The sequence below is a fragment of the Ochrovirga pacifica genome, from assembly GCF_000220525.1.
Lineage (GTDB): Bacteria > Bacteroidota > Bacteroidia > Flavobacteriales > Flavobacteriaceae > Ochrovirga > Ochrovirga pacifica.
The window spans coordinates 20,947-41,111 of the sequence record NZ_AFPK01000071.1; the positions used below are offsets into that span (position 1 = coordinate 20,947).

Consider the following 20,165-nt stretch of genomic DNA (forward strand, 5'->3'; position numbering starts at 1 on the left):
AAAGTATTGCTTTTTTTAATCGATAACGATTTCTATCTATTTTTTTTTAAAACAATAAGCAATATTTACTGCTTTTCTCAAAACAAACAACTTTAATTCTTTCTTAAGTCTTAAATAAAGTGTTATCTAAAAAACATAATTTAACGGAGCAAGGTAATTATGTTTATCAAGCCAACAACACCTGTTAAGAATCCTAAAATCAAATCCATCTTAGTTGCTACATAGGTTAACTTATCTTTAACATTACTAGCAATAACAGCATACAAAACATATGTTGTGAAGGAACCTAGACTTGATCCAACAGAAAAAATTAGACTATTTTGTATAGAATAACTAAAATAATCCATACTAATAAGAAACGAAATAATTGTAAAATAAAATGGTATGGCAAACATATTTAGTAGTGCCATTCCTACTCCATGCAAGTAAGCTTTAGACTTAGGAATGCGTTTCTTTTTTACTTTTTTTGATGATTTAAAATGCAATCTAAAAAAGTTGACAGAAAGCAGCAATACAATACCTGTTGCTATTTTTTGTATGGTGGTTAAATATTCGGAATTTTTCATTAAAACATTAGCCAAGTAGGCTCCAATATTCGCTTGAAAGAACAATACCGTAATGAAACCAACTACCAAATATATGGCAGAACGTTTTCCGTTTTTTAAACTTGTTTTAACAATGGTTAAGTTCAAAAAACTTGGGGTTATGCTCCCTAATGCAGCAATAATATATCCGGAAAATAAACTCACTAAAAAACTCATAACATATCTATACCTGCAAATAAAAAGGAATTTCAGGACATACATGAATGCTTTTGAAACAGAAACGAACTCTTATCAGCATTAATTCTTAGCAATCGCAAAGAAATTAAGCATTTTTACGAACTGTTTTTTTAAATCTAAGCGATTTTTCTCTTTATCTTAATTTTTAAATAGAGCTCAAAAAAGCAATTTTTAATCCTAAGCCCTTTTTAGCCATTCTAAGCCCTTTTTTTAATTTTGTAGTTTTTACAAATTTCACTTACAATTTTATGGTAAAACTGCTTATTTACTTATATTTGATAGGTTTTGAATCAAAAAATAAATTAACACAAAAATAAGATGAGTGAAGAAATGAAGCCACAATACTCGGCAGATAGTATTCAGGCACTAGAAGGAATGGAGCACGTTCGTATGCGACCATCCATGTACATTGGAGATGTAGGAGTAAGAGGATTGCACCATTTGGTATACGAAGTTGTAGACAACTCTATAGATGAAGCCTTGGCAGGACATTGTGATACAATTTCAGTATTTATTAACGAAAACAACTCTATTACCGTACAAGATAACGGACGTGGAATTCCTGTTGGGATTCACAAAAAAGAAGGAGTCTCTGCGTTAGAAGTAGTAATGACCAAAATTGGTGCAGGAGGTAAATTTGACAAAGACTCTTATAAAGTATCTGGAGGTTTGCACGGGGTTGGAGTTTCGTGTGTAAATGCCCTGTCTGATCATGTAAAAGCAACCGTACATAGAGAGGGAAAAATTTGGGAACAAGAATACGAAAGAGGAAAAGCTTTGTACCCTGTAAAAACTGTTGGAGACTCTAACAAAACAGGAACCGAAGTTACCTTTATTCCAGACAAATCTATTTTTCAACAAACTACAGAGTACAATTACGAAACCTTAGCCAATCGTATGCGAGAATTAGCATACCTAAACAAAGGAATTACCGTTACGCTTACCGACAAACGCCACAAAGATGATGAAGGAAATTTTATTTCTGAAACATTCCACTCTGAAGACGGATTGGCTGAATTTGTAAAGTACTTGGATGGTACACGTGAGCAATTAACTGCTGATGTGATTTCTATGGAAGGAGAAAAAAACGGAATTCCTGTAGAAGTTGCAATGGTTTACAATACCTCTTACGCAGAAAACTTACACTCTTACGTAAACAACATCAACACACACGAAGGAGGAACCCACTTATCTGGTTTCCGAAGAGGTTTGACTACCACTTTAAAAAAATATGCAGATGCATCCGGAATGTTATCTAAATTAAAATTTGATGTTTCTGGAGATGATTTTCGCGAAGGTTTAACCGCTATCGTGTCTGTTAAAGTTGCAGAACCACAATTTGAAGGACAAACCAAAACAAAACTAGGAAACCGCGAAGTTTCTGCTGCTGTTAGTCAGGCCGTGTCAGAAATGTTAACAGACTATTTAGAAGAACACCCAGACGATGCCAAAACCATAGTACAAAAAGTTATCTTGGCCGCACAAGCACGCCATGCAGCAACCAAAGCCCGTGAAATGGTACAGCGTAAAACCGTGATGTCTATTGGTGGCTTGCCTGGTAAATTATCAGATTGTTCGGAAACAGATCCTGAAAAATGTGAAATTTTCTTAGTCGAGGGAGATTCGGCAGGAGGAACCGCAAAACAAGGACGTGATCGTGAATTTCAAGCCATTTTACCTTTAAGAGGAAAAATCTTAAACGTAGAAAAAGCCATGCAACACAAAGTTTTTGAAAATGAAGAAATCAAAAACATGTTTACCGCATTAGGAGTTACCATCGGAACAGAAGAAGACAGCAAGGCTTTAAATTTATCCAAGCTACGTTATCACAAAGTTGTCATTATGTGTGATGCCGATGTAGACGGTTCTCACATTGCAACACTAATCTTAACCTTCTTTTTTAGATACATGAGAGAAATGGTTGAACAAGGATATGTATACATTGCTACGCCACCATTATATTTGGTAAAAAAAGGAAACAAAAAGGAATACGCTTGGGACGACAACCAACGTGATATGATTAACATGAAATTTGGAGGCTCTGCATCTATACAACGATACAAAGGTCTAGGAGAGATGAACGCAGAACAGTTGTGGGATACAACTATGAATCCAGAATTCAGAACTTTAAGACAAGTAAGTATAGATAGTGATGTAGAAGCCGACAGAGTCTTTTCTATGCTAATGGGTGATGAAGTACCACCACGTAGAGAGTTTATAGAGAAGAATGCAAAATACGCTAATATTGATGCCTAACTAAAGATAGGTATAACAAAAAATTAAAGGAGATAAGTGATGACTTATCTCCTTTTTTTAATTACTTAATATGCAAATAAAACCAAAACACGTTATTTTTCGTAAATTGGTTCACAACTTATAAACATATGCTATTATGAAAAAAATACTGTTGATTTTTGCTTTTGTAGCTTCTATTAATTCTGCAAAAGCACAAGACATTGAAGAGTTTTTGGTATTAGGAAAAGATGCAGGCACCATGCTACAATCCTACTTAGACCCAGCTTTTAAAGGAAGTATGTACAACCTAAACAGCGGTTGGTATAGAACTGCCAAGCCACATAAATTATTAGGTTTTGATATTACTTTAAACGCAACTTTATCTGCGGTTCCTAACGGACAAAAAAACTTTACGTTCAAAAACGGAGACTACGAGAACTTGTACATCCAAGGAACTCAAAAATCCAATACTGAAGCTAGTGTAAGCCTACCTACTGCTTTTGGAAAAAGCACCAACCAAGTGTTAATTTACGAAGAAGAAGTAAGTTATTTAGGAGTAAGCGAAACTAGAAAATTTGAGTTTGATGCACTTAACGGCCTAACAGATGATATCGGCTTTGATCAGGTTCCTCTTGCTATGGTACAAGCAGGTATCGGACTTCCTTTTAAAACAGACCTTACCGTAAGGTTTGTACCAGAAGTTGGAAGTGATGATTTTAAAACAGACCTATTTGGTATTGGAATAAAACACAACATCTTACAATATTTCCCCATTGCAAATAGAATTCCGCTAGTTGATATTTCTTTATTTGGTGGTTATACAAAGCTAAACTCACAATACCTACCAGGAGGAGAAGGACAAAGCATAGACATGGAAGTACAAACCTACACAGGTCAACTCTTAGGTTCCATAGATTTAAAGTTGGTTAACTTTTTTGTTGGGCTAGGTTATTCTAAAGGAACTTCGTCTTTGGTAGTAAGTGGTGACTATAGTTTTGATTACGATGTTACTATCGGAGGAATTACCACAACACAAACGAGAACTATTGATCCAGATACATTACCAAATTTAGAAAACGATATCAACAGTTTTATGACTACTGCTGGAATGAGTATTAATTTAGCTTTCTTTAAAATTTATGGTAGTTATACACTTCAAGAATACAATAGTATTAATGCAGGAATTGCATTTAGCTTTAGATAACAAATCAACACTGTAAAAATAAAGCCTATTGTAAATAAGTTTACAATAGGCTTTTTTGTTTTCAATTAGTATATTTAGGGAAAGATAAAAAATCAACCTAATGAAAAAAATTCTATTCAGCCTATTGTTTTGCATTGTATCACTAGCAACACAAGCACAAACTTCTAGAGAAAAAGTATTAGAGCTAATTGAGGCAATGCAAGCAGACCAAATGATTAAACAAACTATGGATCAAATGCTACCTGTAATGCTACAACAAGTAGAAGCTAGCCTAAAAACCGAAGAAGAAAAATCTAAAATGAAACAAGCAAAAGTCATTTTAAACGAAGAACTAAAAACTTACGGTCAAAATATTGTAAAAGGTCCAATGGTTGCAATCTACTCTAAACATTTTACCAGTCAGGATATCGACAGCCTTATTGCTTTTTACAAAACAGAAACAGGAAAAAAGCTTATCAAACTAACACCTGTTATCAGTGCTGAATTGATGCAGACTATTATGCAAAAAGAAATTCCGGAACTGCAAAGCAGAATTAAAAAAAGAATCAAAGCGTTAAAATCTACAAACTCCTAAATATTTTTTTAGGATACTGACCAATATCATAGGTACAACACAATACGATTTGCTAATTTTAATACATCAAAAAAGAAATTAATCACTAAAAACAAACTTCTATGAAAGTAACCGTAGTTGGTGCAGGAGCGGTTGGAGCTTCTTGTGCAGAATACATAGCAATTAAAGACTTTGCTTCTGAAGTAGTAATTGTAGACATCAAAGAAAATTATGCCGAAGGAAAAGCAATGGACCTGATGCAAACCGCTTCTTTAAACAATTTTGACACCAAAATTACAGGATCTACCAACGATTACACCAAAACAGCAGGCTCTGATGTAGCAGTCATTACCTCTGGGATTCCAAGAAAACCGGGAATGACTCGCGAAGAATTGATTGGTATTAATGCTGGAATTGTAAAATCTGTTGCCACTAGCATTTTAGAACATTCGCCTGAAGCCATTATCATTGTAGTATCGAACCCGATGGACACGATGACATATTTGGTGAAAACGCAGTTAAACATTCCTAAACACAGAATTATTGGTATGGGTGGTGCTTTAGACTCTGGTAGATTTAAATACAGACTTGCCGAAGCTTTAAACGCTCCATTATCTGATGTAGACGGAATGGTAATTGGTGGACACTCTGATACCGGAATGCTTCCCCTAACTCGTTTGGCCACTAGAAACTCTATGCGTGTTTCTAGATTTTTAAGCGATGAAAAATTGAATGAAATTGCCGAAGCGACTAAAGTTGGAGGAGCAACCTTAACCAAAATGCTAGGAACATCTGCTTGGTATGCACCAGGAGCAGCAGTATCTGCCATGGTGCAAGCTATTGCAACAGACTCTAAAAAACTATTCCCTTGTTCTGTTTATTTAGAAGGAGAATACGGACAAGAAGGGCTGTGCATTGGTGTACCTTGTATCTTAGGAAAAAACGGACTAGAAGAGATTGTAGAAATAGAACTAAATGAAGAAGAAAAAGCAAAATTTGCCTCTTCTGCCGATGCCGTTAAGAAAACTAACAGCTTATTAGAAGTCTAATTTAATTGTAAATTAAAAAGCCTTTTGTAATTATTACAAAAGGCTTTTTTATAAAAAAGGCCACTATTTTGTGGCATAGTAGCCCCAACAAAATATCAAAAACAAAGATTTATAAACAACCTTAAACTAATCTTTGATGATTTTTTTTACCACAGACGTAGTTCCTTTTTGTATTTTTAAAAAATACACTCCCTTACTTAAAAAAGCTATATTATACGATTGATTTGACGGATTCCCTCCATTCCATTTCACCAATTCATTACCGGCAACATCATACAAAACAACACTGTCTGCTGCCGTAGTTAACACAAACTCTTCCTTTACAGGATTTGGAACTACTAATACGCGGTTGTCTTTGCTAAACACATCTGTACTTAATGTACTAATAGACGGCTGATTTCCATATATTTTAAATTGACCTGGCTCAATAACAATCCCTGATTGGGTATTGGTTACCTCAATAAAAGAAGTTCCGCTTTTATCCATTAAATCGTACCATGTACCTGAAAAAGGGAAATTAGGCACTATTGTCTGACTCGCTACAGAAAAGTTACAAAGTACCACTACGTTTTTCAGTTTGGTGCTTTCTATAGCATCATCCCAAACATATATTCTTTGTTTTACAGTGTTACCATCAGGAAGTATAGAAAAATCCCCTTCAAAAACAGGCTCATTTATTTTCAATTCAATCAACCTTGCCCAATCTTGATAAATTTTCTGTCTTGCTACATCAAATGTCCAATTATTTACCCATTGAGGCTGCGGTTTGGTCTCTAATTTACAATCGCCAGAAATAGGATCATTAGGTGTATTTACGGTTCCGCTATTACAGGTAAAAATTGAATTTTCCATTCCCAGTTCAGCAAAATGCCAAATCATTTTAGGTCCTGGAATTGTAAACAAAGATGCTCCGTGAGCAGACATTCTTGACAAAGCAACTGTTAAATCTTTTACATTATGATTGGACATGGCTGAATTTCCATGCATTAAATTTTTATACATCAACCTTTCTTCGTCATGGCTTTCTGCGTACCCCATCAACATTGGCTTAAGAAAGCCTTTTGTTCTGTAATCCATCGCAGAAATATTTGCATTCTGAGAATATCCCATGGTTAGTTGATTGTAGGCATCTGTTACTTTACCCCACATCATAATTCCCTTAGAAATTCCATCTGCCTCTCCTGTAACTCTGTAATTAGCCCACTCTTGCTCTTCAGTACTTGTTCCCAAATGCTCAAAAATAACGTATTGTGTTGGATCTATTTGCCATTGATAATCTGCATACTGCTTTAAAATAGCTACCCTATCTTGCTGATAAGCATTGGTACAAGATTCTCCTGACTCTGTACAGTTTTGTGTAAATCCTTTGGTTAAATCCCAACGGTATCCATCAATATGATATTCTTCTATCCAATATTCAACTACCTGTTTTACATATTCCTGCGTTCTGGTTTGTTGGTGATTAAAATCCGCCCCTACATTATAACTATGCTTAGGAGTTTCATTAAAATAGGGATTTTCAGAATTGGGCTCTCCCCATCCATCTCCATCTGCATCTTTCATCCACATTCTAACCAACGGATTTCTTCCAAAAGCGTGATTCAAAGCGATGTCTAAAATCACCGCAATTCCATTTTGATGACAAACATCTACCAACTCTTTAAATTTAGCCGAAGTCCCATAAGCTTTATCCAAAGCCATATGAAAAGAAGTATTGTACCCCCAACTTTCGTTCCCTTCAAACTCCATCACAGGCATCAACTCTATCGCATTGATGTTTAACCCTTTAAAATAGTCTATTTTATCAATTAAATCTTGGTAATTCCTATCCGCATCAAAATCTCTTACCAAAACCTCATACACCACCAAATCTTCTTTCTTAGGTTTGGTAAAATCTGAAACTTGCCAAACATAACCGTCTTTTTGTGTTTTTAATACCGATACTTCTCTTTCTTGTCCCTGAGGATATTCTGGTAGATTAGGATCCATTTGTGAAGAAATATAAGAATCATCAAAAGGAGACAATACCAATGTTGAAAAAGGATCGGCAGTTTTTACCACACTTGGTGAGTTGGCAATTGGTGTTTTGTCTACCACCCAATATTGATAGGTTTCTATAGAAGACAACCCAGACAATGATAGCCAAAATTTACCTGTGGCAGGATCCTTTTTCATGGCATAATTTACATCAGGATGGTACTTATTAAAACTTCCCGCAACATAAACAAAATCTTTATACGGTGCATCTAAAACTAAAATAGCTTCGGTAGCAGAAACTCTATTCGCTCCGTTTTTCATCCCCGCTGGCATTGTTTGATTTGTTGTTGTAGGTGCCAACAAAACGTTAAAAGTTCTCGTAATTATTTTCCCTGATTTCTCTACTTCTAAAACATAGGTTTCATTATTACTAATTTCGCCAAGTTCGTAGGAGTAAGAAACACTGCTTTGTTGCGTATTTAAAACAACTCCTTTAGAAGTCTTTAAGGTATAGATAGCATTTCCATTGGTATGACTGGCATTTATTGTTAAACTTTCTCCAGAATTTACAATTGTGGTACTCCCCGATAACGGACTTGTTAAATTCACCTGAAAAGAGCCTATGCTAAAAAAGAAATCTGCGTTTCCATTGGCTTTTAGTTGCTGACTCCCATTTTCGTTTCTAAACACCATTCCCATTTGGGTAATACTAGAAAAATCTGAACTGGTTAAACCATAATAATCTTTAGGAACAAAAGTAATAGACCATAAACCATCAATTAGAGTCATTTCTCCCACTCCATCATCTTGCCCCCAATTTCCAACTACATGTTGCCATGCATTGCTGTCCGAGCCCACACCAGAATGCAGATACACTTTATTAGGATTATTAAACCCATTACTATCTGTTGCATTGCTATTAGCATCTAAGGTAATAGTTATTGCGGCTTCTTGATTTATATCAAAAGGAAAAGGACGAATCGTAACCTGTGCGTAAGACGATACACATCCTACTAAAAACAGGATGACTTTTAAGTATTGTTGAATCATATATTGTATTTTTTTAGTAACCAGCAACTAACAAAGAGGATGATTTTGCTGGAATGGTTATTTCTTTTTGTTGAATTGTAGCTCCTCCCAAAACATCTATATACTTTTTTCTTGATAGATCTAAAGTGATGGTTTTGGCATGCTCTGATGTGTTAAAAACAGCAAAAACCTCATTAGATTCATCAAATCTTTTGTAGATCAAAACCTCATCATCTCCTTTTAAAAATGTTATATCTCCATGAATTAAAACAGGATATTCTTTTCTTATTCTGATAAGTTTTTGGTAATAATTATATAACTGATGATTAAAAGCTACTTTATCTACAGGTCTTTCTGCTTCTAATGGATGTGCTACTTCATCTTCAAAAATATAGTCCGACCAAATTAAAGGCTTTCTACACGAGGGATCGTCTGCCCCCCACATTCCCATCTCATCACCTGCATAAATATGTGGAGCTCCAAAATAGGTATACTGTTGTGCTAACAAAAGTTTTACTTCTTGATAAGTAGCAGCGTTGGGTTTATTGATTTTATAGATAGGATTTTCGTGTACTTTTCCGCCTAGTTTGTATTTATTTTTGTTATACATAGAAGTTAACAATCTAGGAGTATCAAATCCGCAAGTGTAATTCATCATAGCATAACGAGTGTTTTTTCTTAGTCCTTTATCAAAACTAGTTAAACTATCTATAAATTCTGTAGTACTGATTTTATTGGGTGCTGCTGCAAAATAGTGTCTAGAAGCTCTGTACCATCGGTAATTCATTACACCATCAAACACATCTCCCTGTAAAAAAGGTGCCGGATTTAATAATTTATCAGGAAACTCTTCCCACCAAATTTCTCCTAACAAATAAGCATTCGGGTTAACAGTTCTAACGGTTTTTCTAAAATCTCTCCAAAAATCTAAAGGCATTTCTCCTGCAACATCTAATCGATAACCATCTACTCCATCACTTGGGTCTCCATCATTATTAGGATCTAGCCATCTTTTGGTTATGTTAAAAATATGTTGCTTTGCCTGTGAACTGTACACGTTTCCTTCAAAAGATCTAACCTTGGTTGATAAATCTTGTTTTTGTGTTTCTTTTATTTCTGGCAGACTAAAAACTCCAGCCCATCCATGATAACGAAATTCGTTTTTTTCTGTTTCTGGATCATCAAATTCCTCTATCCAATACCAGTCTTTGTATTTGGATTTCTCTTGATTTTTTAGCACATCTTGCCAAGCCCAAAAGGTATGCCCTGTGTGGTTCCATGAATAATCTAAAATTACTTTTATTCCTTTTTGATGAAATTCTTGAATGACTTTCAAGAACATTTTATCGGCCTCTGTAAACTTCCAAGTTGTTGGATCTTCGGGAATTTCACTATTTATAATCTCTGCATCTTTTTTAGGGTTTGGACCAAAGTTTCTGTCTATATGCCTCCAGTTTCTTGCATCGTATTTATGCAAAGAAGGAGCATCATTTAGCGGACGAAAATAAACAGCTGTAACCCCTAAAGAATCTAGATAATCTATCTTATCTAACACTCCTTGCAAATCACCTCCATAACGTCTTAACTGAACCTTTTCTACAAACTTGTTTAGCGTGTTTCCAAAGAAGTCTTTGTGATTGTCTGTGTTTTTAAAATAGCCATCTTCTTTGTACCAATCTTGTGTCCATGGGGTTATTTTCCATCCCTTTGGAACAAAACCTGGGTAGGCACCTTGAATATCTTCGGGAGTAGGATCGTTAGAAGGGTCTCCGTTTCTAAATCGTTCTACTGCAATTTCGTACCAAACCACTTCTTTTGCCCATTTAGGAGGCTCGTTAAAAGCGGTTTCTTTGGTTGCTTTTTTTGAAGAATTTGAGGTTGATTGTTGACATGAAACAACCATTAAAATTACAGCAACAAACAAGGTTAACTTTTTCATTTGGTTTTTAGTTTTTTTGTGTTTTTTTTAGCAAAAACTCTAAGGGAATATGTACGCGTTTTTTCCAAGCATTTTCGCTGTGGTTTTCTCCTGGAAAATATCTAGTTTGCCAATTGCTTGCACTGTATCCTTTTTGAGTCATAATCTTATCTACCTTTTGTTGAATTTTTGGGTATAAAGCATCTAAAGTTACATCACCACAATCAAAATAAATCTTATGATTTTCAGGACAAGGCAATTGTTTTAATAAATAGTTTTGAAATGCAAAAGGAATAGGGTTGTTAGCTAAAGTAAACGCACCAGGCCAGTGAGTAGACAAACACGCTGCTCCTCCAAACACTTTTGGATATTCAGAAATTGCATAAAATGATATGAGTCCGCCCATGCTACTACCCATAATAAAGGTGTTTTCTCTATCAGTTAAAACTGCGTACTTTTTATCAATCATGGGTTTTAATTCCTTTACTAAAAATTGCAAGTAGTTATCTGATGTAGGTTGAAAATCTTTGTTAGCAATTCCTACTTTTCTTAATTGAGCACGCACTGTATCTTTTTTTACTTGCGATAAGTTTTCAAAAGGCTTTTGCGGAAAGTAATCAAAGTGACGGGTTGCACCTCCATTCCAAATTCCAACAACAATCACCTTTTTAATCTTGTCCTTTTTTAAAAGTTCTGCAATCGCATCATCTACATCCCAAGATTGTTTGTTCCAAGCTGCTTCTGCTTCTGAATCATATATCATTTGCCCATCGTGCATATACAGTACAGCATATTTTGAAGTGTCCGAATATCCTTGAGGCAACCAAACATCAATATTTCTTGCTGTTACATACTTAGATTCAAAATTTTCTATACGTTCTACCCTTCCATGTACCACTTTGGGCAATGAAACTTGTGCCTGTACAGCCCCAAAAAAGGTGATAAACAAAATAGAAACTAGTGTGTTTAGTGACATTTTTATATTGTTTTATAGTTCTCAAGTAATAATAAAAAGCCTGTTTAACCAAAGTCAAACAGGCATATTTATACCTCAATTAATTTTTAGTAATTGTATAAGTATAGGATCTAGGAGTAGTTAAATCTAAAACAATGGTATAGTTTCCTGCTTCGGCAATAGCAATGTTTGTTCCTGCATTAAAATCTAAAATTCCATCTGCATCTTCATCACCGTAGTTCCAATCCCATCCATCGTTGGCTCTAAATTTTAGCTCTCCTGCTACCAAATCTGTAGTCAGTTCCCAAACACCCGTGGATGCATTGTACATCATATCTTGGTCGGCATCCCAACCTCCTGCAGTTGCACTACCAATAATTCCCCAATCGTATTTGGCAATAGCGTACACTAGAGTTGTTGTGTTGACTTGCACAAAATAATGACCTGTTGCTGCTTGTGCATTTGATTCCCCATCGGCAGTTAATATTCCTGAAAAACTACCATCATCTCCATAATCTATATTCCCCCAAGCATACACACCATTGGCATCTGGTTCTACAAATTTAAATTCTCCGTCTAACCATACATACCCTTCGTAATCTGTTTCTCCAAAAGCCGAAGAGGCAATTAACGGAGCTGTTCCCGGATCCCAACCTTGATGATTTCCAGGCACCGACAACGCAGGTAATTGAGCTGTATATGGTGTAATTGCTATGGTCAGCACATCAGAAACTGATTGTACCGAATTTTGAGAACCAATTGAAGAAACAATTCTAAGTTCTAAATTTCCTTTTTGAAAAGCAGGCAATCCAACACCAATGGCTAGCGTGTTCAACTGATCTACTGTCCACGTATAAAATGTTTGGTTTGTTGTTTGACCTGCAACCACAGGAGATTCGAAATTAGTTCCTGCCAAAGCGAGTTCTATGGTATAAGTTACTTCTGTATCATAACCGAAATCACTTGCTTTCCATACAAGCGTGGTTGCTGTTTTGGTCTCGTCTTGAATTTTAAGTTCTAAATCTACACTGCTCGTTGGATTTAGCAACTGCGGCCCTACCACCTGACTTGTATCTAACACCAAGTTAGCGTCTTCGCTACACGAAGCTGTTAGGACCAAAGCCATCATTGCAATTGCTTTTGCTATTTTTATATATGTATTTTTCATCCTATTTGCTTTTTAGTATTGATCATTTTGTTTGATGTTTGGATTGGTACTGATAATATTGTTAGGGAACGGAAATAATGCTCTATACTTCCCTACGCTGGCACCCTGAGCTGCTCCTCCTTTAAAAGGCCATAAATAGCTGTTTTCCGTAAACTGATTGTTTCTAATTAAATCCGTTCTTCTTAGTCCTTCCCAATACAACTCTCTAGCTCTTTCATCCATTACAAAGGCAATGGTTAAATCTCCTGCTGTAATATTTCCTGATGCATCTCCGTAAGCTCTTTCTCTTAATTGGTTGATTAGGTTTACCGCTGTGGCTGGGCTACCTCCTCCTCCTCTTACCGTTGCTTCTGCATAGTTTAGGTAAATTTCTGCTAAGCGGATAATCGGTAAATCTGTATCCGTATGATTTCCTGTAGGATCGCTACCTGCCACTCCGTTAACATCTACGTTTTTAAATTTTGTTACAGCATAACCATCCGTAAATTCATTTGCAATGGTTGCAATTTCATAATTCTGTCCGTCTGTGTAAAACATGGCTCTTGCATCCGCCCAAGTAATAGGTTCACCACCCGTTCTTGTTCCTGTTACTGCATCAGAAAACTTATCAACCAAAGCTTTAGTAGTTCTTAACCCAGACCAACCACCGTTTACTCCAAATTCAGCAGCATTCATAGACCCCCCAATAGCAGCGTGTATTAAAAAGGTAGTCCCTGCCCAAGTTTTGCTATTCAATCCATCAAAGTTTAAGGCATAGATAAACTCATTTTGTGCTCCGTTGGTATGGTTGTCTGCCAAAAACAATTCGTCGTACGCAGATCCATTTCCATTGGCATCGTTTGTATTGATGATGTAAGATGAGTTGATCACTTTTTCTGAAAAAGAAACACTTTCGTTGTATTTTGCTTCTCCTGTATATACCTCTGCATTTAGATACAAGCGAGATAATAATGCCCAAGCTGCTACCCTGTCTACCCTTCCATACTCATTCGTTCCAGACTCTTTTAACAAATCTTGAATCTCTAGCAATTCTGCCTCCACAAAATCAAACACCTCTTTTCTGCTATTTTGCAAAGGCAATTCTGTTGAAATCTCTGTGGTAATAGGTACCCCCCCATACAAATCCATTAAATTGTAGTATGCATAGGCACGAATAAATCTTGCTTCAGCAATAAAGTACTGCACTTCATTCGTTCCACTAAATTGAGCAGCATTAGCAATAAACGAATTGCTAAAAGATACTACCTGAGCCAATCTGTAATACAAAGCTTCTATTAATGTATTGTTAGCAGACCAAGACATTTCGTGTAAATCTGGTAGTCCTGGGTCTCCCCAACCTACAACTGCAGCATCTGTGGTTAGCTCGTTCATATAAAACAGCATTCTTGAAAACTGAGAAGTCCCTTCATCAATTCCATCTATATCAGCCAAACCATCAGGTCCTTTTTGCCCTGTTAGCACTAAACTAGCATATACTTTGGCCAAAGCACTTTTTACGCTTTCTTCATTTGCAAATACATTTTGCTCTGTAAAGCTGTCTGGATCTATTGGATTTTGATCTAATTCGTCTGTACAACTAGAAAGAGCCATAACAGCTATTATTGATACAATCCCTAAATATTTATTGTATTTCATTTTTCTACATTTTAAAAGTTAACATTTAATCCAAGTACAAATGTTCTTGGTCTAGGATACACATTGTTATCTATTCCTAAATTTACTTCTGGATCTAAACCACTATAATCTGTTATAGTAAGCACATTTTGTACTGAACCATAAACCCTAACACTTGTTTCTTTATAAAAATCTGGCAACGTATAACCTAGTACTACATTGTCTATTTTAAAAAAAGAAGCCTCTTCTATATAATGATCGCTAAACAAGTTGATTTTTTGAAATCCAGTTTGCTCGTAGCTCTTGTGTATGTTATTTAAAATAGCATTGTCTGTTAGCATATCTGAAAATCCAATGCTAGAAGCCACGTTGTTATACACATAGTTTCCTATGCTAGCTCTGGTAACCATATTAAAATCAAAGTTTTTATAGGTAATATTGGTATTGAATCCCATAGTAACATCTGCATAAGGGTCTTTGTGCATGTACATGTCTTTGTCATTTAGCACTCCGTTTCCATCTCTGTCTACATAAGCTCCTTCGATAGGTCTTCCGTTGGTATCGTAAAGTTGCTCAAAAACTAAGTAGTTAAAAGGTGCATATCCTTGTACATGTGTTTGGATTTTGTTTCCTGTTCCTCCGCTAATATCTCCTGTAAATTGTTGATCTGGTAGTCTAGTGATTTCATTATCATTATAAGAAATATTGTATCCAAAGGCTACGGTTATATCACTCGTAGAGATGGCTTTCCAATTTACATTAAACTCAATCCCTTTGTTTACCATATCTCCTAAGTTTGCAGCAATTCTATTTCCAAAATTGGTAAAAGGATCTACTACAGTATTGGCAATAACATCTCTGGTTTCTTTTCTATACACATTTAATGAACCTGATAATTTATGATTTAAGAATGCATAATCGATACCCGCATTGTAAGTTCTTCCTACCTCCCACTTTAACTCTTTGTTAACAGGATCGGGTCTGTATGTTTGATAATATTGATTTCCAAATTGATAGTTTGCTGCAGATGTACTTGCCGTATAGCGAGTTAAGAACATATAATCATTTAATCCGTTTACGTTCCCGACTTCTCCATAACCCAATCTTAATTTTAAATCGTTTATAAAATCAACATCTTCTAAAAAACTTTCTTTGTGTAGGTTCCATGCTGCAGCAAAAGAAGAGAAGATTCCCCAACGATCATCTGGACTTAATTTAGAAGAAGCATCCGCTCTAACGGTTGCAGTTAACAAATATTTTCCATCAAAATTATAGTTAGCTCTACCAAAGTAAGACAACAGGGTACTTCTGTATTTATCTACATATTCAAAATCATTTCCTTGCTCTTCAGCTTCACTATCGTAGTCGTACTTATCTGTTTCAAATTTTTGATAAGAATATCCTCCCATAACATTTAACCCATGTTTTCCAAAATCTTTTTTATAGGTTAGATAAAAGTCAAACAAGGTGTTTTGTGTATTGTTTCTGTAAGAGGTTCTAGAACCATTAAACGTTGCATCTGAGGTCGGAATGCTTTCTGAAGTTACCTTTCTTCCATGAGTATTTGTTAAGTCTACCCCTGTATTGATGGTTGCTGTTAGCTCTGGTAAAAAATGTAATTTGTAATCAACTTTTGCATTTCCTATAAAACTTCTTACCTCGGAGCTATCATCTACCAAGTTTAACAAAGCTACAGGGTTTGTTGGCACCAAGTTTAATTGATAACCATTGTCTCCTGTCCACGCATAATATCCATCAAAAATAGAGTTTTCATCACGAACAGCTTGTGTAGGATCAAAACCTACAGCAGCCCCAATAGCATCTCTGTTAGCAAAGGTATTCTCTGTAAAACTTCCTCTGGTATTCAACTCTACTTTTAAGTGATCATCTAAAAAAGAAGGCATTACGTTTACAGAAGCCGTTGTTCTTTTAAAATTGTCTGTTTTTAAAATTCCATCCTGATCGCTGTAACCTAAAGAAACTCTTAGTGGCATGTTTAAAACACTTCCCCTTGCACTAAAATTATGTTGATGACCAATTGCTGTCTGATAAATCTCATCTTGCCAGTTGGTGTTAGCATCTCCTAACTTGGCAATGTCATCTGCATCTCCTATGGTGTTTATCAACTCTCTAAACGCATCCGCAGTATACACATCAGATTTTTCGGCAGGCGTATATACAGATGTAGCTGCATTGTACGAAAATTTAAATCCTCCCTTTTTTCCTTTTTTGGTGGTAATTAAAATCACTCCGTTTGCCCCTCTAGATCCGTATATAGAAGTTGCCGATGCATCTTTTAGTACCACCATACTATCTATATCATCTGGATTGATGGTATTTAGCACATCTCTTGCTCCTCCTAAAGTCTCATCACTTAAAGGCAATCCATCTAACACAATTAATGGTGAGCTAGACAACACTAAAGATCCTGTACCTCTAATTACAATATTTTGTTTGTCTCCTGGTGCTCCACTTGCCGAAGTAACCGTAACTCCAGCTACTTTACCAGTAATTAACTGCTGAGGAGATTGTTGTGGACCTGGGTTAAAAGATTTAGATGTGATTAAATCTGCAGAACCTGTTAAATCTTCTTTTTTAGAAGAACCATATCCTACACTTAAAGTAACAGCATCTAGACTTGTTACATCTTCTTCTAACAAAATTTCTAATTTTCCGTTTGATGGAATTGTTAGCACTTGTGTTTTGTAGCCTATAAAAGAGACTTCAATTGTCTTAGGGCTATTTTCTGCTAATTTTAAAGTAAACATTCCTTCAAAATCTGTTACGGTTCCGTTGGTTGTTCCTTGTACCAAAACCGAAACACCTGCTAAAGGCAAATCCATTGCCTTATCTTTTACCATTCCAGAAACACTTTTTTGTGCCATCATTCCCATCGGAATTAGAATAGTAACAAACAATATAATTAACGTTTTTTTCATACTTTTAAGTTTAGTAATTAACTTATTTTTTTACATCTCGACGTAAACGTAGCTAAAAATAAAAGTGATGTCAAATTGGGAAATCAACTATCACGTTTTCGTGTTAATAAGTTTTATAAAAAAGTACATAAAAGTAAGTTTTTTAACCATTTCATAATTCAGATATTGCTTTTTTATGATTATGTTTATTTTAGCACCTCAAAACTAAAAATATGTCAAAAAGAATCACTCTTAAACAAATTGCAAAAGAGCTTAATTTATCGATTTCTACAGTGTCAAAATCGCTAAGAAACAGCCATGAAATTAGTGAGGAAACTAAAAATTTAGTCCAAGCTTTTGCCAAGTTCTACAATTACAAACCCAATAGCATTGCTCTTAATTTAAGAAACAACAAATCTAAAACCATAGGAATTATCATTCCAGAAATAACACATTATTTCTTTTCTAATGTAATTGCTGGTATAGATAGTGAAGCAAATAAAAAAGGATACCGTGTTGTGGTAAGTCTTTCTAATGAAACTTTTGATACCGAGGTAATTAATATGGAAACTTTAGCCAATGGAAGTGTAGATGGCTTTATCATCTCCGTAGCCAAAGAAACCCTACTAAACAAAGACTTTCATCACTTTAAAGAAACCATTAACCAAGGAATGCCTATTGTTATGTTCGATAGGGTTACCAATGAAGTTGGTTGCGACAAAGTAATTATTGATGACAAAGCCGGTGCAAAAAAAGCAGTAAACAAATTGGTTGGTAGCGGATGTAAAAAAATAGCCCTTGTAACCACAGAAGACTATATTACCGTAGGAAAACTTAGAACGGATGGCTATAAAGAAGCCTTAGAAGATCATGAAATTCCTTTTGACCCAAATTTGTTAATCCGCATTCAAGACCAAGGAGGTGATAAAGATGAAGTTGTTAGAATATTGGAACAAGACATAATTAAACTACTTTATCAGCATCCAAATATTGATGCCTTTTTTGCTGTAAACGAACTTTCTGCCATTACTGTAATGAAAACAGCCATGAACATGGATTACAAAATTCCTGATGACATTTCAATCATTGCTTTTACAGACGGTGTTTTATCAAAATACTCTATTCCAGCCATGACTACTGTTAGCCAACATGCGTTTGAAATGGGAGTTGCATCTGCTAAATTACTGATAGACAAAATAGAAGAAAACACCAACTCAGAATTCTTTGTTACACAAACCATGGAAGCAACTTTGATTGAAAGACAGACAACTAAATAAACTTTTTTTGAAATTTTGAAAAAAAACTCTACTTTTGTAGAAATATCGAGACTTATTTTTTTACATCTCTCAACTAAATTAATAATAAGTCTTGATGAGTCTTCGTACTTATCGGCAATAAAATACTATTGCGATAATGAAAAAACGCACACTTCGTTTTACAGAAATATGGAACATGAGTTTTGGGTTCTTGGGCATCCAAATGGGTTTTGCTTTGCAAAATGCCAATGCTAGCAGAATTCTACAAACGTTTGGTGCAGACATTCATCAATTATCTTGGTTTTGGATTATTGCTCCGCTAATGGGGCTTATTGTACAACCCATTGTAGGGTACTACAGCGACAAAACCTGGACAAAACTAGGAAGAAGAAGACCTTACTTTTTAGCAGGTGCATTACTAGCCTCAATTGGGCTAATCTTAATGCCACAAGCCCATTTATTTATTGCTTTTTTACCACCACTCTGGATAGGAGCAGGTATGCTTATGATAATGGATGCATCGTTTAACGTTGCCATGGAACCTTTTAGAGCATTGGTAGGTGATAATTTGGGAGATCATCAAAAGACTTTAGGATTTAGTATTCAGACTGTATTAATAGGTATTGGTGCAGTAATAGGTTCGTGGTTACCTTATGTTTTGGCAAAAGGATTAGGACTTACTGCTGTAACCAGTAGCGGTATACCTCAAAATCTTATTGTTTCTTTTATTATAGGAGCTATCATCTTAATCGCTTCTGTACTCGTTACAGTATTTACTACAAAAGAATATACTCCAAAAGAGTTAGCTTCTTTTACTGTTAATAAAAACGAATTAAAAGAAAACAAGCACAAAGCTTTTGGACTACAATCTATTGCTACAGATTTTAAAAACATGCCCAAAACCATGAAACAACTATCAGGAGTTCAGTTTTTTTCATGGTTTGGTCTCTTTGGTATGTGGGTATTTACTACGCCTGCCATCGCACAACATATATTTAACACAAACGACACACACTCAACACTATATAACGAAGCTGGAGATTGGGTAGGAATCATTTTTGGTATTTACAACCTAACCTCTGCTATAGTTGCTTTTTTCTTAACCTCCCTTTCTAAAAAAATAGGGCGTAAAGAAACACATGCCATCTCGTTATTTATAGGAGGACTAGGTTTGATCTCTATTTTTTTTGCTACCGATAAATATTTTTTAATAGGCAGTATGATTGCCGTAGGAATTGCTTGGGCTAGTATCCTTAGCATGCCTTATGCAATGCTTGCTGGTGCTATCAACCCAAAAAAAATGGGAGTATACATGGGGATTTTTAACTTTTTTATTGTCATTCCTCAAATCATCAATGCACTTATTGGTGGACCTATCGTAAAATACCTGTATGGAAATCAAGCAATTTATGCTCTTATAACTGCAGGTGTGTCTTTTGTTATTGCAGCTATTTTAGCCCTACGTATTAAAGACGTATCGTTTGTAAAATAACAAGAACTCCACAAA

At 35.4% G+C, this 20,165-nt stretch carries 13 protein-coding genes; 6 read left to right on the plus strand and 7 right to left on the minus strand.

Features of this window, described 5'->3' with window-relative positions; translation table 11 throughout:
- Nucleotides 1-140: 140 nt before the first annotated feature.
- A complete protein-coding gene (locus FS85_RS0113645; protein ID WP_394329956.1) occupies nucleotides 141-806 on the minus strand; it encodes a LysE family translocator in 666 nt (221 codons plus the stop codon).
- Between the two features lie 294 nt (nucleotides 807-1,100).
- Here FS85_RS0113645 and gyrB point away from each other — a divergent pair, with 294 nt between their 5' ends.
- The 4 genes from gyrB (at nucleotide 1,101) to FS85_RS0113670 (ending at nucleotide 5,823) form a co-directional block, all read left to right on the plus strand.
- The gene (gene gyrB, locus FS85_RS0113655) at nucleotides 1,101-3,038 is read left to right on the plus strand and encodes a DNA topoisomerase (ATP-hydrolyzing) subunit B (protein WP_010136918.1); all 1,938 of its coding nucleotides are present in this window, start codon (nucleotides 1,101-1,103) and stop codon (nucleotides 3,036-3,038) included.
- Between the two features lie 136 nt (nucleotides 3,039-3,174).
- Entirely contained in the window at nucleotides 3,175-4,221 is a 1,047-nt protein-coding gene (locus tag FS85_RS0113660) for a DUF6588 family protein (RefSeq protein WP_010136920.1), read from the plus strand.
- Between the two features lie 100 nt (nucleotides 4,222-4,321).
- Nucleotides 4,322-4,795 (plus strand): DUF2059 domain-containing protein, encoded by a 474-nt coding sequence (locus tag FS85_RS16265; protein ID WP_010136921.1) that lies wholly within the window; start codon nucleotides 4,322-4,324, stop codon nucleotides 4,793-4,795.
- A gap of 101 nt (nucleotides 4,796-4,896) precedes the next feature.
- Nucleotides 4,897-5,823, plus strand: coding sequence for a malate dehydrogenase (locus FS85_RS0113670; protein ID WP_010136922.1), 927 nt, complete (start codon nucleotides 4,897-4,899; stop codon nucleotides 5,821-5,823).
- A 126-nt stretch (nucleotides 5,824-5,949) separates the two neighbouring features.
- Here the strand turns inward: FS85_RS0113670 and FS85_RS0113675 are convergent, their stop codons facing one another.
- From FS85_RS0113675 to FS85_RS0113700, 6 genes are all read right to left on the minus strand, one after another.
- Entirely contained in the window at nucleotides 5,950-8,850 is a 2,901-nt protein-coding gene (locus FS85_RS0113675; protein WP_010136923.1) for an alpha-amylase family glycosyl hydrolase, read from the minus strand.
- A 13-nt stretch (nucleotides 8,851-8,863) separates the two neighbouring features.
- On the minus strand, nucleotides 8,864-10,768 hold the full coding sequence (locus FS85_RS15815; protein ID WP_010136924.1) for a glycoside hydrolase family 13 protein: 1,905 nt from the start codon (nucleotides 10,766-10,768) through the stop codon (nucleotides 8,864-8,866).
- 7 nt (nucleotides 10,769-10,775) lie between these two features.
- Entirely contained in the window at nucleotides 10,776-11,723 is a 948-nt protein-coding gene (locus FS85_RS0113685; RefSeq protein WP_010136925.1) for an alpha/beta hydrolase, read from the minus strand.
- A 79-nt stretch (nucleotides 11,724-11,802) separates the two neighbouring features.
- Entirely contained in the window at nucleotides 11,803-12,870 is a 1,068-nt protein-coding gene (locus FS85_RS0113690; RefSeq protein WP_010136926.1) for a SusE domain-containing protein, read from the minus strand.
- A gap of 12 nt (nucleotides 12,871-12,882) precedes the next feature.
- Entirely contained in the window at nucleotides 12,883-14,505 is a 1,623-nt protein-coding gene (locus FS85_RS0113695; RefSeq protein ID WP_010136927.1) for a RagB/SusD family nutrient uptake outer membrane protein, read from the minus strand.
- Between the two features lie 11 nt (nucleotides 14,506-14,516).
- Nucleotides 14,517-17,423: a SusC/RagA family TonB-linked outer membrane protein gene (locus tag FS85_RS0113700; RefSeq protein ID WP_010136928.1), complete on the minus strand. Its 2,907-nt coding sequence runs from the start codon at nucleotides 17,421-17,423 to the stop codon at nucleotides 14,517-14,519.
- A gap of 212 nt (nucleotides 17,424-17,635) precedes the next feature.
- Between FS85_RS0113700 and FS85_RS0113705 the strand changes: the two genes are divergently transcribed.
- Together FS85_RS0113705 and FS85_RS0113710 are read left to right on the plus strand one after the other, a co-directional pair.
- Nucleotides 17,636-18,679 carry a LacI family DNA-binding transcriptional regulator gene (locus FS85_RS0113705; RefSeq protein WP_010136929.1) on the plus strand — a complete coding sequence of 348 codons (1,044 nt, stop codon included), beginning with the start codon at nucleotides 17,636-17,638 and terminating at the stop codon, nucleotides 18,677-18,679.
- Between the two features lie 136 nt (nucleotides 18,680-18,815).
- The gene (locus FS85_RS0113710) at nucleotides 18,816-20,150 is read left to right on the plus strand and encodes an MFS transporter (protein WP_010136930.1); all 1,335 of its coding nucleotides are present in this window, start codon (nucleotides 18,816-18,818) and stop codon (nucleotides 20,148-20,150) included.
- Nucleotides 20,151-20,165 lie beyond the last annotated feature (15 nt).